General features: G+C 42.9%; 13 protein-coding genes. 1 reads left to right on the forward strand and 12 read right to left on the reverse strand.

Going from position 1 to position 14,157, the window contains the following annotated elements:
- Window positions 1-219: 219 nt before the first annotated feature.
- The 7 genes from AB4329_RS00575 to dusA all read right to left on the reverse strand — a co-directional run bounded on the left by AB4329_RS00575 (window position 220) and on the right by dusA (window position 7,377).
- Complete coding sequence (locus AB4329_RS00575) at window positions 220-996, reverse strand: phosphoadenylyl-sulfate reductase (protein WP_017059954.1); 777 nt, start codon at window positions 994-996, stop codon at window positions 220-222.
- Window positions 989-2,716, reverse strand: a complete 1,728-nt coding sequence (cysI, locus tag AB4329_RS00580) for an assimilatory sulfite reductase (NADPH) hemoprotein subunit (protein WP_065584776.1) — start codon at window positions 2,714-2,716, stop codon at window positions 989-991. The genes AB4329_RS00575 and cysI overlap by 8 nt, the downstream gene beginning before the upstream one ends.
- Window positions 2,716-4,581, reverse strand: coding sequence for an assimilatory sulfite reductase (NADPH) flavoprotein subunit (locus AB4329_RS00585; protein ID WP_102394623.1), 1,866 nt, complete (start codon window positions 4,579-4,581; stop codon window positions 2,716-2,718). Before AB4329_RS00585 ends, cysI begins: the two co-directional genes overlap by 1 nt.
- Before the next feature lie 123 nt (window positions 4,582-4,704).
- The gene (locus tag AB4329_RS00590) at window positions 4,705-4,935 is read right to left on the reverse strand and encodes a hypothetical protein (RefSeq protein ID WP_004735813.1); all 231 of its coding nucleotides are present in this window, start codon (window positions 4,933-4,935) and stop codon (window positions 4,705-4,707) included.
- 202 nt (window positions 4,936-5,137) lie between these two features.
- Window positions 5,138-5,809: a TIGR04219 family outer membrane beta-barrel protein gene (locus tag AB4329_RS00595; RefSeq protein WP_017059951.1), complete on the reverse strand. Its 672-nt coding sequence runs from the start codon at window positions 5,807-5,809 to the stop codon at window positions 5,138-5,140.
- A gap of 135 nt (window positions 5,810-5,944) precedes the next feature.
- The gene (gene pspG, locus AB4329_RS00600; protein WP_017059950.1) at window positions 5,945-6,166 is read right to left on the reverse strand and encodes an envelope stress response protein PspG; all 222 of its coding nucleotides are present in this window, start codon (window positions 6,164-6,166) and stop codon (window positions 5,945-5,947) included.
- Window positions 6,167-6,372: 206 nt separating this feature from the next.
- Window positions 6,373-7,377: a tRNA dihydrouridine(20/20a) synthase DusA gene (gene dusA / locus AB4329_RS00605; protein ID WP_019822275.1), complete on the reverse strand. Its 1,005-nt coding sequence runs from the start codon at window positions 7,375-7,377 to the stop codon at window positions 6,373-6,375.
- Between the two features lie 104 nt (window positions 7,378-7,481).
- Here dusA and AB4329_RS00610 point away from each other — a divergent pair, with 104 nt between their 5' ends.
- Window positions 7,482-8,549: a site-specific integrase gene (locus AB4329_RS00610; protein WP_136979801.1), complete on the forward strand. Its 1,068-nt coding sequence runs from the start codon at window positions 7,482-7,484 to the stop codon at window positions 8,547-8,549.
- Between the two features lie 3 nt (window positions 8,550-8,552).
- On the opposite strand, the gene AB4329_RS00615 is transcribed toward AB4329_RS00610, so the two are convergent.
- The 5 genes from AB4329_RS00615 to AB4329_RS00635 form a co-directional block, all read right to left on the reverse strand.
- Window positions 8,553-9,536 (reverse strand): hypothetical protein, encoded by a 984-nt coding sequence (locus AB4329_RS00615; protein ID WP_136979803.1) that lies wholly within the window; start codon window positions 9,534-9,536, stop codon window positions 8,553-8,555.
- Between the two features lie 154 nt (window positions 9,537-9,690).
- Window positions 9,691-9,852, reverse strand: a complete 162-nt coding sequence (locus AB4329_RS00620; protein ID WP_170962468.1) for a hypothetical protein — start codon at window positions 9,850-9,852, stop codon at window positions 9,691-9,693.
- Entirely contained in the window at window positions 9,852-9,983 is a 132-nt protein-coding gene (locus AB4329_RS00625; protein ID WP_277871672.1) for a hypothetical protein, read from the reverse strand. Before AB4329_RS00625 ends, AB4329_RS00620 begins: the two co-directional genes overlap by 1 nt.
- An 85-nt stretch (window positions 9,984-10,068) precedes the next feature.
- Window positions 10,069-12,432 (reverse strand): hypothetical protein, encoded by a 2,364-nt coding sequence (locus AB4329_RS00630; RefSeq protein ID WP_102398012.1) that lies wholly within the window; start codon window positions 12,430-12,432, stop codon window positions 10,069-10,071.
- Window positions 12,433-12,475: 43 nt separating this feature from the next.
- Complete coding sequence (locus AB4329_RS00635; RefSeq protein WP_372137566.1) at window positions 12,476-13,951, reverse strand: glycerophosphodiester phosphodiesterase; 1,476 nt, start codon at window positions 13,949-13,951, stop codon at window positions 12,476-12,478.
- Window positions 13,952-14,157 lie beyond the last annotated feature (206 nt).

Genomic DNA, 14,157 nt, shown 5'->3' on the forward strand with positions numbered 1-14,157 from the left:
AGGCGGCATTATAGAGATGTTCATCACATTGGCAAGTGTTTATTAAAGAAAGATGCAAAAATAACGATTACATGGCGAATAAACACTCAAAGCCTTATTTGCGCAAGTTTAACTACAGAGTACTTACAAAATAACCACAGACTTATCCACAATTGCTCTGATTTTCATCCTAGAAAACAAAAAAGCTGCCTCATGGCAGCTTTTTAAATGGCAACGAGTCTAAATCCCAGAACCATATTGCTCTCCATCATCTTCATGGAGACCACATTCGCGTTTCAACCCATTAAAACGAGTTTCCTCTTCAGTCATACCCGGTTCCCACTTCTTAGTTGTATGTGTATCTCCAACAGAAAGGTAACCCTGCTCTCGAAGCGGGTGATAACCGAGACCATGCTCTTCTAGGTAATAGTGAACATCTTTATTCGTCCAATCGATTACCGGCAAAAATTTAAACACACCATTTTGGATAGATAAGATTGGCAAATTTGCACGCGATTGAGATTGCTCTCTTCTTAAACCGGAAAACCAAGTGCCTGCCTCTAGTTCATCCAACGCTCTTCTCATCGGTTCAACTTTATTAAGCTTGTTGTACTTCTCTATCCCTTCTATACCTTGATCCCAAAGTTTTCCATATTGCGCTTCTTGCCAATTAGGGCTCTGTTGGGCGCGAAAGACTTGAAGGTTTAGAGTCAACTTCTGACTTAACTCATCAATAAAGCGATAGGTCTCCGGAAATAGATACCCTGTGTCAGTCAAAATAACCGGAATATCTGGTTTTGCTTGGGTCACTAGGTGCAACATCAATGCTGCTTGGATTCCGAAACTAGAAGACACAACATGTGTCCCTTCTAAATTATCTAAAGCCCACTTAACTCTTTCTAATGCGGTTAGCTGCTCTAACTCTGCGTTGATTTGTCCAAGACGAAGTATTTGCTCCGTCTTAGTCAATGCGAGTAGCTCTGCTAACTTCAATTTTGAAGCGACAGAATTATGCATGCAGATCCCTCTTGGAAATGATCACCTCTTCGATGATGCCAGCTCGGATTGTAAAATCACCGAACCCTTCTTTGTCGTTGCGTTCTGTAGCCCAACGTCCCACCAGCGCATCAATCTCTTCTAAGATCTGAGCTGATGTGATGTTCTCTTTATACATCTTAGGGATACGAGTTCCGGCCTTGTTGCCACCTAGGTGCATGTTGTAACGCCCCGGAGCCTTACCCACTAAACCAAGTTCAGCCAACATTGCACGACCACAACCGTTTGGACAACCTGTGATTCGAAGGATGATGTTATCTTCTTCTGGTAATCCATGTTTTTTCAGAATGTCTTCAACATCCGTTACAAACTCAGGAAGAAAGCGCTCAGCTTCTGCCATTGCTAAAGGACATGTTGGGAAAGCCACACACGCCATTGAGTTTTTACGTTGCTCTGAAACAGCATCATCCATCAAGCCATATTGACGCGCCAGTTTTTCAATCTTGGCCTTTTGACTCGTCGACACACCCGCAACAATTAGGTTTTGGTTTGCAGTCATGCGGAAGTCACCTTTGTGGATCTTCGCTATTTCAGCAACACCTGTTTTCAGAGCTTTACCCGGAAAATCAAGTAAACGACCATTCTCGATGAATAACGCCAAGTGGTGCTTACCATCAATGCCTTCCGCCCAACCAATGCGATCACCACGGCCAGTAAACTCATAAGGACGACTTTCAGAAAACTCAACGCCTGCACGTTTTTCTACTTCTGCTTTGAATACATCAATACCAACACGGTCTAGTGTGTATTTGGTTTTTGCATTCTTACGGTTTGAACGGTTACCCCAGTCACGCTGAGTCGTTACCACCGCCGCTGCTACATCTAACGTTTTATCTAATGGCACAAAACCAAAGTCGTCAGCTTTACGTGCATAAGTAGAGGTATCACCATGTGTCATAGCAAGACCGCCACCGACTAACACATTAAAGCCCACCAGCTTTCCGTCTTCAGCAATAGCAACAAAGTTAAGATCGTTAGCATGGACGTCCACATCATTTTGCGGAGGAATGACAACCGTCGTCTTGAACTTACGCGGTAGGTAGTTGCTACCAAGGATAGGTTCTTCATCCGTTGTTTCTAGTTTTTCACCATCTAACCAGATTTCTGCATAAGCACGAGTCTTCGGTAATAGATGTTCACTGATCTTTTTCGCCCACTCGTAAGCTTCTTGATGAAGTTCAGATTCAACCGGGTTTGTCGTACATAGAACATTTCGGTTTACATCACCCGCTGTCGCAATTGAATCAATGCCAATGCTATTTAGCGTTTGGTGCATCAACTTAATGTTCGGCTTCAAGACACCGTGGAACTGAAACGTTTGACGAGTTGTTAGACGAATTGAACCGTAAGAGGTACTTTCGTCTGCGAACTTATCAATCGCCAACCACTGCTTAGGGGTAATGATGCCACCAGGCATACGAGCACGAAGCATGACGTTATGTAACGGTTCGAGCTTTTGTTTGGTACGTTCGTTACGAATATCACGGTCGTCTTGTTGATACATACCGTGGAAACGAATCAACTGAAAGTTATCAGCAGTAAAGCCACCTGTTATGCGGTCTTGGAGATCTTGTTCAATCGTACCGCGTAGGTTATTACTTTCACGCTTAAGACGCTCATTGTCAGCCAAAGGTCCAAGTACTTGACCTAGCACTTCTTGCTCTATTACTTGCTTGCTCATTAGTACACATCCCTTTGGTAACGTTTCGCTTTACGTAAATCATTAATATATTGTTCAGCTTGCTCGCGGCTCTGGTTGCCATGCTTTTCCGCTATCGAAACTAACGCTTCATGAACATCTTTAGCCATTCGAGTCGCATCGCCACAGACATAGAGGTACGCGCCCTCTTGCAGCCATTGCCACACCTGCTCTGCTTGTTCGATTAAACGGTCCTGAACATAAACCTTTTCTTTTTGGTCACGGCTAAAGGCAACATCGAGCTTAGTTAGCGCGCCAGACTTGAGGTACTTTTGCCATTCAACTTGGTATAAGAAATCTTGAGTAAAGGTACGGTCACCAAAGAACAACCAGCTTTTTCCTTCAGCATCATTGTTTTCACGCTCTTGAACAAAACTGCGGAACGGTGCGATACCGGTACCCGGGCCGACCATGATGATTGGTGTATTGTCGTCTTGTGGTAATTTGAAGTTATTGTTGTTCTCAACAAACACCTTCACTTCACCACCCTCTTCAAGACGTTGAGCTAAGAAGCTAGAAGCTCCGCCTAAACGAGACTCTTCGCCTTTTTGGTATTCAACCAAACCAACCGTCAAGTGAACTTCTTCATCTACTTCTGCTTGGCTTGATGCAATAGAATAGAGACGCGGTGTCAGCTTACGTAACAGGCCAATTAACTCATCAGCCGATAGCTTAGTTTTCTTCTCAGCTAAAACATCGACAACTTGAGTATTACCCGCGTATTCACGAAGCTTGTCTTTATCTTCCACCAGCTTGATTAACTTCTTGCTGCCCGATAACTCAGCAAACTTAGTCACAAGTTGAGGGTTTGAAGTGGTAATCTCAAATTTACTCACTAGCGCACTATGGATAGATAGATTCTCACCATCGACATCGACACTTTCGATACCCGATAACCCAACCTTAGAAAGAATCTGATTTGCGAGTTCTGAACTGTTTTCATACCATACGCCTAGCGCATCGCCGGGTTGGTAGGTAATGCCCGACTCATCAAGATCAATCTCGATATGACGAACATCTTTGCCCGAATCACGACCGGTGATCTTTTGGCTCGTCAATAGTGTCGCGGTGTATGGGTTTTGTTTGGTGTATTGCGAATGACCGGCGGCCGCTTGACCGACTGGTAATTGAACCACATCGGCTTCAGTGCCTGTCGATAGCGTCTCTTTTACTTGCTCTAATGCTTTAGCGCGCCATTCCGTTGCTGATTCTTCGTAATCAACATCACAATCAAGACGATCGACAAACGATTTCGCACCAAGCTTAGCGAGGAAGTTATCGAAGTCTTTAGCCGTTTGGCAGAAGAACTCATAGCTTGAGTCACCTAAACCAATCACACCGTATTGTAGGTTTGATAATTTTGGCGCTTTCTTCGATTGTAGGAATTCATGCAACTCAATAGCGTTATCAGGGGCTTCGCCCTCACCATTGGTTGAAGCCACAAAAATGACGTGTGTCTCTTTGGCTAGGTTCTTACCTTTATAATCACTTGCATCGAAAAGCTCGACAGCAATACCTAAGGCTTTTGCTTCTGCCTCTAGCGATTCAGCGACGCCTTTAGCATTACCGGTTTGAGAAGCGAAGATAATGCTGAGCTTACCCGCTGGCTTAGCCGCTACTGCAGCGGCCGCTTGAGCGATTGGCGCAGCAGCACCGACAGGCTGAGCTTGGCTCACTCCCCAAAGGTAACCACTGACCCATGCCAGTTGCTGTGAAGACAGTTCAGAAACAGTTTGCTGAAGATGACCTAATTGTTGGTCATTAAGTGGTGCTGCTAGCCCAGGTAACTCATTAGCCCCAGACTGTGCATTATTGTTTTGTGAAGACTCTTTCTTATTTAAAGACATGGTCACGACATCCCTAATCATTGCGTGACGATAGATTAACCACTCCTTTTAATAACAAGAAAGAATAGAAAAGTATGTTTTATAACTTTTTGGAAGTAAAAACCGATTGAAACGTAAATTGTCTTACTGGTTTTCAATGCGTACTTGCTGAAAGCCAACCGCCATTGCCGACTTAGATGCCAAGTCTAAATCCGCGTAATGACATTCTTCACCATGAACATCAGTAAGCAGAACGAAGCCACCACCCATATGACGAAACTCCACAACCCAAGACCCTTCTTGAATTGAGGGCTCTATGATGGCTTCAACTAACAGGTTTTCTCTATATAAATTTCTCAATTCATTGAGTGTCATATTCCATCCCTTGCTTTGACCTCACTACATAGACCTTATAAGAATAGACGCAAATTGGCTCTCTGTATTAAGGATGGTCGAAAGTGATGAATGTGCTAACTAATTCCAGAAAGATATATACTCAAGTAACCAATAGATATAAAAAAACGCCACTTAATAAAGTGGCGTTCTTAAAATTCGTTCTAAATTTGCTTTATATGGCCTAGAAGCGCACTTCAGCACCAGCAAACCAACCATCGACCATGACAAAGCTCTTGCCTAGTTCTGAGCTAAAGAACTCATCCGAATCTAAATCGATAACACGGTAACCACCACGCAGGGCAATTTCAGATTCTGATACTGGAATTCGGTACTGAACACCCGCCATCAAATCCGTGCTCTTAATACCACTGCTATCACCGAACTCCATCGTACCAATGATATCGAAGTTGGTGTCCGGCACATTGATCTCTGCGTTACCGTAGAAGCTCCACGTGAACTCATCAAACGTCGATGTTTTCGCACCTGTTGCTTTTGGTTCAATGTAATTCGAGTTTGAGTATTGAGTAAACGTCACACCCGCATCGAAGTTCATCAGCTTGTGATCTAACAACGTGTAATAGAAGGTGTAATCGTACTTATCGAAAGCCAATGAATCTGCATCAACAGAAGTATAGCGAAAGCTAGCGTTTGGTAGCATCGGGGCATTATGCTCAAATGCGAAATACAACGAAGGTGAGTTAGAGTCATCATCTTGTCTAACTTCGTTTAGCTTTGTACTTCCCCACCACATATCGGCACCGACTTTAGCCGTGTAAGAAAACTCTTCTTCAGCAGACACTGCCGAGCTTAAAGATAGCATTCCCACTAAAGCAATTAATGGCATTTTATTCATTTGAGATAGCTCCAATTCCATATCGTTGTGCTAATTGTATGCACATTCATAGATTATTGGGGAAAATTCTATCACACATCTTAAATTCTCAAACGATAAACCGCTGACGATCAAAGATTTGACGACACCATGATCTTAGTAACGTCTTTGGTTAGAACTGTGTACAAAGTTTTTGAAAAACCACACACCGATTGCAATCACGATCAACCAAGGCAGTAACTTAAACACGACCCCCATCATACCTAAGACCAACATGACTAATAACGCTACTCCGGTTGCAGCCAATACCGTCATAAACGTGATACCAGTGACAAGTAGAGTTGCGACGAAAATAAGAACAAAGATTAATTCAAACATAATGGTCTCCCTAATGAGTTAATGACCTATCTTTCCTACTTTCTAACATTGCAGCTTCCATACCAAGTGTGCCAAACTAATAAAACCCTTATTTATCAGACAAATAAAAAGCCACACATCTTCATGCGTGGCTTTTCAGAAACTTACAGTGGTAAATTTAGCCTCTAATGGCGAATTTAACCTTAAGTTTTTAACTTAGAGGGAGCTTAAACATTTAGCTCTTTAGGGATCTTAGCCAATGCTGTTTGCATCACTTCAATACCTGCACCTTTCTTATGTGCGTTTTCACTGATGTAGCGACGCCATTGTCTTGCACCAGGCATGCTTTGAAACAAACCAAGCATGTGACGAGAGATGTGGCCTAAACTTGCGCCATTTGAAAGTTCACGCTCGATGTACGGGTACATCTCTTCGACAACCTGTGAGCGCTTCTTAATTGGTGTGTCTAAACCAAAGATCTGCTGATCGACTTCAGCCAAGATAAACGGGCTATGGTAGGCCTCACGACCGATCATCACGCCATCAAGGTGTTGCAAATGTTCTTTAGTTTGCTCAAGAGTAGTAATGCCACCATTCACGGCAATCACCAGATCAGAGAAATCTTTCTTGATTTGGTATGCACGATCGTAATCTAGCGGTGGGATCTCACGGTTCTCTTTCGGGCTAAGGCCACTCAACCACGCTTTACGCGCGTGAATAGTAAATTGCTCACAGCCACCTTTTTCAGAAACCGTCGAAACAAACTTAGTTAGAAACTCATAAGAGTCTTGGTCATCGATACCGATACGCGTTTTCACGGTAATTGGAATATCAGTGACTTCTTTCATCGCTGAAACACAATCTGCCACCAACTCGGGCTCAGCCATCAAGCATGCACCAAATCGACCATTCTGAACTCGGTCTGAAGGGCAACCTACGTTAAGATTCACTTCATCATAACCGCGTTCACCAGCAAGCTTGGCACAAGCAGCAAGATCAACCGGGTTTGAACCACCGAGTTGAAGTGCAAGAGGATGTTCTTGCTCGTTATATTCTAGGAAGTCGCCCTTACCATGTAAGATCGCGCCCGTTGTTACCATTTCCGTGTACAGAAGAGTCTGCTGAGAAAGCAAACGGTGAAAGTAACGACAGTGGCGGTCAGTCCAATCGAGCATGGGTGCAACAGAAAGTCGGTTACTAGCGTATTTACTGGTTTTATTAGTGTTTGTCATGATTCAGTCTCAATTAATACTGTACAAACATACAGTGAATTACCTAGAATTAAACGGAATTACTTCCTGTAGTACCCCTCAAGTACCCCTTTAGGAGTTGGACAATGGCAAGTTATACCATCGAGACCAGAAAGCTAAAAAGCGGTGAACCAAGGTTCAAGGTAACAATCATCGTTAAAAAGAATTCGCGCATTATACACAGGGAAAGCAAAACTCTAAAAAAGAAAGCGCTCGCTAAAGCTTTGGGTAAAAAAAGGGTAGCTGAACTAGAGGCTCAAGGGGTACTAAATCAGCCAAAAACAGTCCCCCTTTCGGTACTCCTCGATTTATTCATGGCCGAAAGAGATCTTTGGGACAATACAGGCCGCACCAAACGCTATGTGATTAAGATGCCTAGGGATTGCGACATCGCCCAAGTTGAGAGTAATCAGCTACGAACTAGCGACTTAATCGAGCACTGTAAAAACAGAAGAGGTGCAGGAGCCAAACCCGCAACGATTTATCATGATATTGCTTACCTACGTTCTGTAATGAAAAAAGCAAAGCCCGTGTTCAATATCGCGGCCAACTTTCTGATATTTGATGAAGCAATTCCGGTTCTCATTGATATGACGCTAATAGGTAAAAGCCAGAAACGAACACGCCGCCCAACTTCCGAAGAACTAAAACGCTTAAAGCTTGGATTAGAACAACGTGAGTCTTTCCGGCCAAACGGCACAACTCGAATCCCATTCACCGACATTCTTGAGTTCAGCATTCTTACTTGTATGCGAATAGGTGAAGTGTGCAAGCTGCGTTGGGAAGATCTCAACCAAGAACATAAAACAATACTCGTCAGAGACAGAAAAGACCCAAGGAAGAAAGAGGGCAACCACATGATTGTTCCGTTGCTTGGTGAGTCATTTGAGATCGCACTAAAGCAACCGAACAAAGGTGAGCTCATTTTCCCATACAACTCACGCAGTGTTAGCGCAGGCTTTCAGAAAGTTAGGAACGAATTAGGTATTGAAGATTTGAGGTATCACGATTTACGAAGAGAGGGAGCTAGTAGGTTATTTGAAAAGGGCTATTCGATTGAAGAGGTGGCTCAAGTGACTGGGCATAGAAATCTAAACATTTTGTGGCAAGTATACACGCAATTATTTCCGCATAAGTTACACAAAAGGGCTTAGTAATTAGCCTTTCAACTGATATACATCGTCAAGTGGTAGCCTAGGCTCTCCTCTACTTATGGATATTTGAGGTGAAGAGAGGTTAGGTGAATACACATACCCCATTTTTGAAAGTATTTCATTCAACTTATCATCGTTCCTGCTAAAGAGGTTATCGAGCACGGCTTTGACTACATGGTCGTTTTTAACTAGTTCATTCGTATACTCAGGGCTGTTTATATCTTTTGCATGCGCTAGTGCTCTGAAATTAGGGTTATCTAAGTAATGATCTCTCAAGCTTTTTGTTTCGTCGATATCCAACTGTGCAATCAGCTCCAAAATGCCCTTAAAGTTTCTAGTCTGACGTCTTAGTTCAATATAGTGTGATTCAAGATTCTCTTTGTTTTCTTGAAGGTCTTCTAATTCAGCTTTTAGCGATTTAAGTTCTTCGCCTTGACTTTGTTGGGTTTCATTCGAAAAATCGAGTTGAGATTGCAGATTACTAGTTGCAATTTCTGCGTCTTGTCTTAGTTGTGTTTGGTGTGCAATTTCGTCATTAAGAGTAGTTATTTTTCCTTTCAGAATATTACGTTGCTCTTCCCACAGATCTAAATCTCGACCTAACTTTTCTTTTTGATATTCCAAACTGCATTCCGCTTGTGCTCTTGCAGTCCCACCAAGACTTTCATACTTACTTTTATCTCGGCTATGTTTTGCTCTAATACGTTTGTCGTCAATGAAGCTATACTTCAACTTATCGACTTGGTGTTGTAGCCAAGGCAACCCAAAAGTATATAAAACCGCTATAACTGCAGGAATGACTAAATCAGACAACAAATGAAACTCTAGTGATTTAACAAACGTTATCTTGTCTTTGCTTTCACTAAAGAAAAACTCTATTACATAGATATGATTCCACGCCAACCAAGCTAATATGAACGCACCTAAAATGGGCGCCTTAAGTCTGTTTGCTGTTGCTTGTGACAAGGCTGAAACCAGCTCTTTCATTTTGATATCCCTTAATACTTAACTAGACACATATTACTACAACACATTTCTAAAAAGTACTCATACATCAGTAGTATAAATAAGTATGAAAGACTCGGTTAAGGGTTGGATAGAACTGAAAACGTCAGAACAACGTTCCTAAATCAAAAAAGCCCTACGACTTAGGGCTTTTATTTTCCAACCGCGTCAAACGCTCATCCATCTTTTCCATCATTAAGCGCAACCACTTAACATCAGTTTTGAGTGTAATGCCTACACCCACCCCGCTAGACAAGGCACTAACAACGGCAACAATGATTGTTTGATACTCTGCCATTACTTGAACTCATTGCGCAGGGTTTCCCATAGGCCAAATACTATTGGAGCACTTGCGCCAATAATGCCACCGAATTGAACACCGTCTGCCGATACGCTCGCGGTGATAAGTTCAGGGTGACCCACTACCAAAGCAGCTCCCGCACCAAGTAACGCTAAACCCTTTTTAGTGGAAGGAGCAGATCATTTTCTTCTGTTCACTTTCTATGACGCGGACTTAAATAACCAACTTTTCAAGTTCGATTCGGTGAGAGGCTTTTCCTTTACTGTGCTTTACCCATAAACGCTTTGGTTGGTATCCATTGGCACGGACCTCAACATCATAATTACCCTCTGGCAATCGCATACCGGCTTGGTACCTAGGCTTAATATTCATTATTCGAACCTTAAAACCCGGTTGGTTCTGTGCATTTGAATTGATGTACATAGGAAACTCCGTTTGGGCTTCATTATTGTTTTTAGCTGAACTCACCGGTTCGCTCTCAGCACGCTGAGTTAAATAACGAGCAAAAACACCATCCAACTCCGCTACCGAATGCTCCAAAGAGGTAGAAAACCCATCAGTAATACGCATACTTTTGTCTATTTGAGCGCCAAGTGGATGAATCAACGGTTGAGTATGTATCACCCAACGAACGGCATAAGAAGCCGACGGAGATAGTGTGTCACTGACTTGCTCTAAGAAAAAGCCAATCGTTGAGTCCGTTTGAGTGTACTTGGATGAAAATACATTCACAGGCACAACAAGAATAACGAATATGACGATAAACGAGCTGCCTATATTCAGAGCCTTGCTCTTCAAGTTCGGTGCTGGCCGTGGTTTATGGTAATTCATCAACACGATAAATTTTCCTGGCAGCTTAAACACCGTTAGGACAACGAGAAATAGCGATAGTCCCATTGATATTGGCGGCACAATGATAGAACGCAATGCCGCTTTGCCTTGTTCAGCATAAGGGCCATCATCAGCAAACTGAGCGCGTGACGCCTCAATATAACCTAGCCAATAATCTCTCTCACGCCTCACATTTGGAACAATAACCTGTTGGTAAAATTGCTTATTATTCCACGTCGCCATCATGGGCTCGACGTAATAACGTTCGCCCATACGATTCTTTATTTGTTGCTGAACTTCGGCTACTTTTTGAAAATCATTCCAAGATAAGTTCGGTTCAATGTCGTAACCCCGCTGCTTTGCCTCGGCATGCCAACGAGCTTTGGTGTCCTTCATAACTTTGTTTCTGACTGCATTTTTAAACACGCTAATTTGGTTTATTTGCCAATTGGAGTCTAAATGGATCCCCTTTCGATGAACTTGAGTACGAACCTTACTTGCTGTTGTAGAGTGGGAGCGAAACTCCGACATAGAGTCGATTCCCATAGGATAACCGGTCTCTTTTAAGAACTGTTTTTGCCACACTGCCAGTATTCGTGGTGTGTAATGAGCGACACTATTGGTATACGTTTTATCTTGAATGGCTTCTCCAGCTTGCCCTGTCGCTTGCTCAATACCGGCTTGGATAACTGATAAGCCTAGAGAACCGAATGCTTCCCCCCAAGATGTTTCACCTTTCGTTCGTCGAAAGGTTTTCTCTAACCAATAATCCATCGGTTGGTGGGGAATCGAGTTATCTTTTAATAAGCGTTCATAGCGATCTTCAATGCGGCTGATACAATTGGCTCTTGAGCTTCCTTTGCGTTTATAACAGCGTTCTTTATCATCAAATAGGTCAAAAATAGGTTGTGCAACTCTTTGTGCTCTCGCCTCTGCTCTCGTTAAATAGGCCTTACTCGCCTGTTGATAATCACGATACCCCGTCGCGACGGTCGACTCGACCTCTTCCCACGCTTGATTGGCCTTTTGATGGCGAGACTCTACCGTCTGATTATACGCCCCAACATGTTTTTGATATTGATGCCACGATTGCTGAACTTCACTCCGTAATACTTTATAGTTCGCATAGTGCTCATCGAAATTGGCGTTTGCTCGATTTTGAATATAACGATCCAAAATTTGAACTTTCTTATCATCAATATGACTTAAGAATGCATCATTGCTGTAAACCAACCCACCGATCAAAGCGAGAAAAGTCATTTCTGACGACTCGGTACTCGCCTCTGAGTTATAAGGGATCCCTTCGATATTAATCGCATTCATCGCTAAACTAGATCGCAGTACAGAGGAAAAGAAAGCCTCCTGTCTCTGCTTTGCACTACTCGGTTCAATCAACCATTTATCTATTACCGCCTTTTGACCAAAAAAAACCGTTGGCCAAACCAAAGCTGTAATCACGACCAACGATGAAATAGCGCGAAACTTCGTCGTGGTCAGCCATCCTTTAAGTAGAAAATCCGCAACAATTAAAGTCACCCCGATCCCTGAGATGGTTCGGCCAAATAGCTCCGTTTTATGTAATTGAGCATCACTAACATCGATTCCACCCGCAATTTCAACCAACTTGGCGTTGAAAGCGACTTCAGGAAAAAGATAAAGAAGTGAACAAAAAAACAACAAAATAGCCAACCATTTCGGCTTCTTATTATTTGTGGTTATTACGTCCTGGCTAGGAACTGGTTTCATCTTAACGCTTCCAAAATTTGTCTATCCCTGTTCTCATCAAACATCATTTTTCTGTCGGCATCGAAATGCTGATCGCATCGTTACTTAAATTTAAATCTTCATCTTGAATATCAAACAGCACTGCTGGCTTCGCGCTCTGCGTTGTTTGCGTTCTTTTTTTCACACCTTTCACGCTAGCAGGCTTGGAATATGACACACTCCTAATGAGACCTCGGTTAGTGATGTAATGGCCATCTTTGAGGTAATCTATTTGTTCATAGAGTCGGTGAAAATCAGCGTCATTGGGTAGGCCAGCAACGGTTTCGCCTGCTAACGTTGTGGGTTGGTAGCCATTTGATTGAACGACAAGCTGTGGAGCAAGCTGCTGACAAATAGAGAACTTACTGGTATCCATGATCGCCTCATCTGGCAGAGGTCGACCTGCCTTAGCTAACGAGACCAATTGATCTTGGTGGTAATCCGTTCCGTTAATCGTATAAGTCACCACCTTCATGCCTTGCGCTTTCGCACGGCTGTAAATTGTCGCATATTGTCGGTAACTTCTTATATCAACATGTAATCCACTATTGGGGCCAAGTATTCGTTTTACCGTTTTAGCGGAATGTTTGGGCTTATGCTTACGATAACGCCCCTCCATAGCAAAGGCGCGATCGATATTCTTTTTATTTTCCTGATAATAATCATCAGAACCCATGCCTCGTTTTGCATCCCGCTTAAACTGAGCAACCGACGCCGAATGAGGCTCCCATACATACCCAAGATAAACACTTGAATTGATTTCCCGCATTTTTTTCAGAACGTCCATATCCATTGATGAATAAAAATAGTTTCTATAGGGGAGACTTTGTCTGGCCATTTCGTCGAGTTTAAACAAATCTTCCATGGAGCCATCTGATGTTTTTATTTCAATATTAAGGGGTTGTTCAATCGTTGCGTAATGGTACCAATCATTCACGGCTTCATTGAAATAAGCGGGACGATACCCATCTAATGTTCCGTCAGGGCTCCTTCCACTCAGAGAGTTCCACTCACTACTCTTCATACGACTCACGCGATATCGCTTACCATCACTACGAGCGGTTGCTCTTCCTGTTTCTATGTCGTGATGTACAACCCAATCTTTATCACGCGTCAGCATCACATCAATTTCTGCTCCATCAAAACCACTTACCGCCGCCATTTGAATCGCATTACGAGAGTTTTCAGCATAATTAGAGCTGCCACGGTGGGCGATAACATCAATAGGGCACTGTCCTTTGATGTAAGAGATATCCCCTCCCATGGTTTGATAAAGATTGCGCGATTTTAACGCCAACTGCATATCACGAAACATTTCTCGCCCCTCTGCTGAGTTATGATTCGAGATTAGTTTTGCATCTGCAGGTAATCCAAGCCCTCGCTCCAAGGTTGGTTGTGGTGGTGTTACTTTATCTGTAGATGAACATCCCTGAATAAGAGCAATAGTAGTGACAAGCAGCCCTCTTGAAAGCGTGGTTACACGTGAAGGTGGTGAAAACATGAGATCCTTATCCGTTGGTAGCTTATATGTGACATAACTGGGTTTCACACGCTGAGCACGACAAAGTCGGCCTCCAAGCACGGAGACCGCAAAGTGCTAATATATGATGACTCCAACCATTGATTTCGATTGTTGATATGTTGTTGGAGTGGACGTATTTAATGGTTCAATTTGATTGAAAGCAAAGGCTCAAAAACTCATAAATA

The organism is Vibrio sp. 10N.261.54.A5 (genome assembly GCF_041471145.1).
Classification (GTDB): Bacteria; Pseudomonadota; Gammaproteobacteria; order Enterobacterales; family Vibrionaceae; genus Vibrio; species Vibrio crassostreae_C.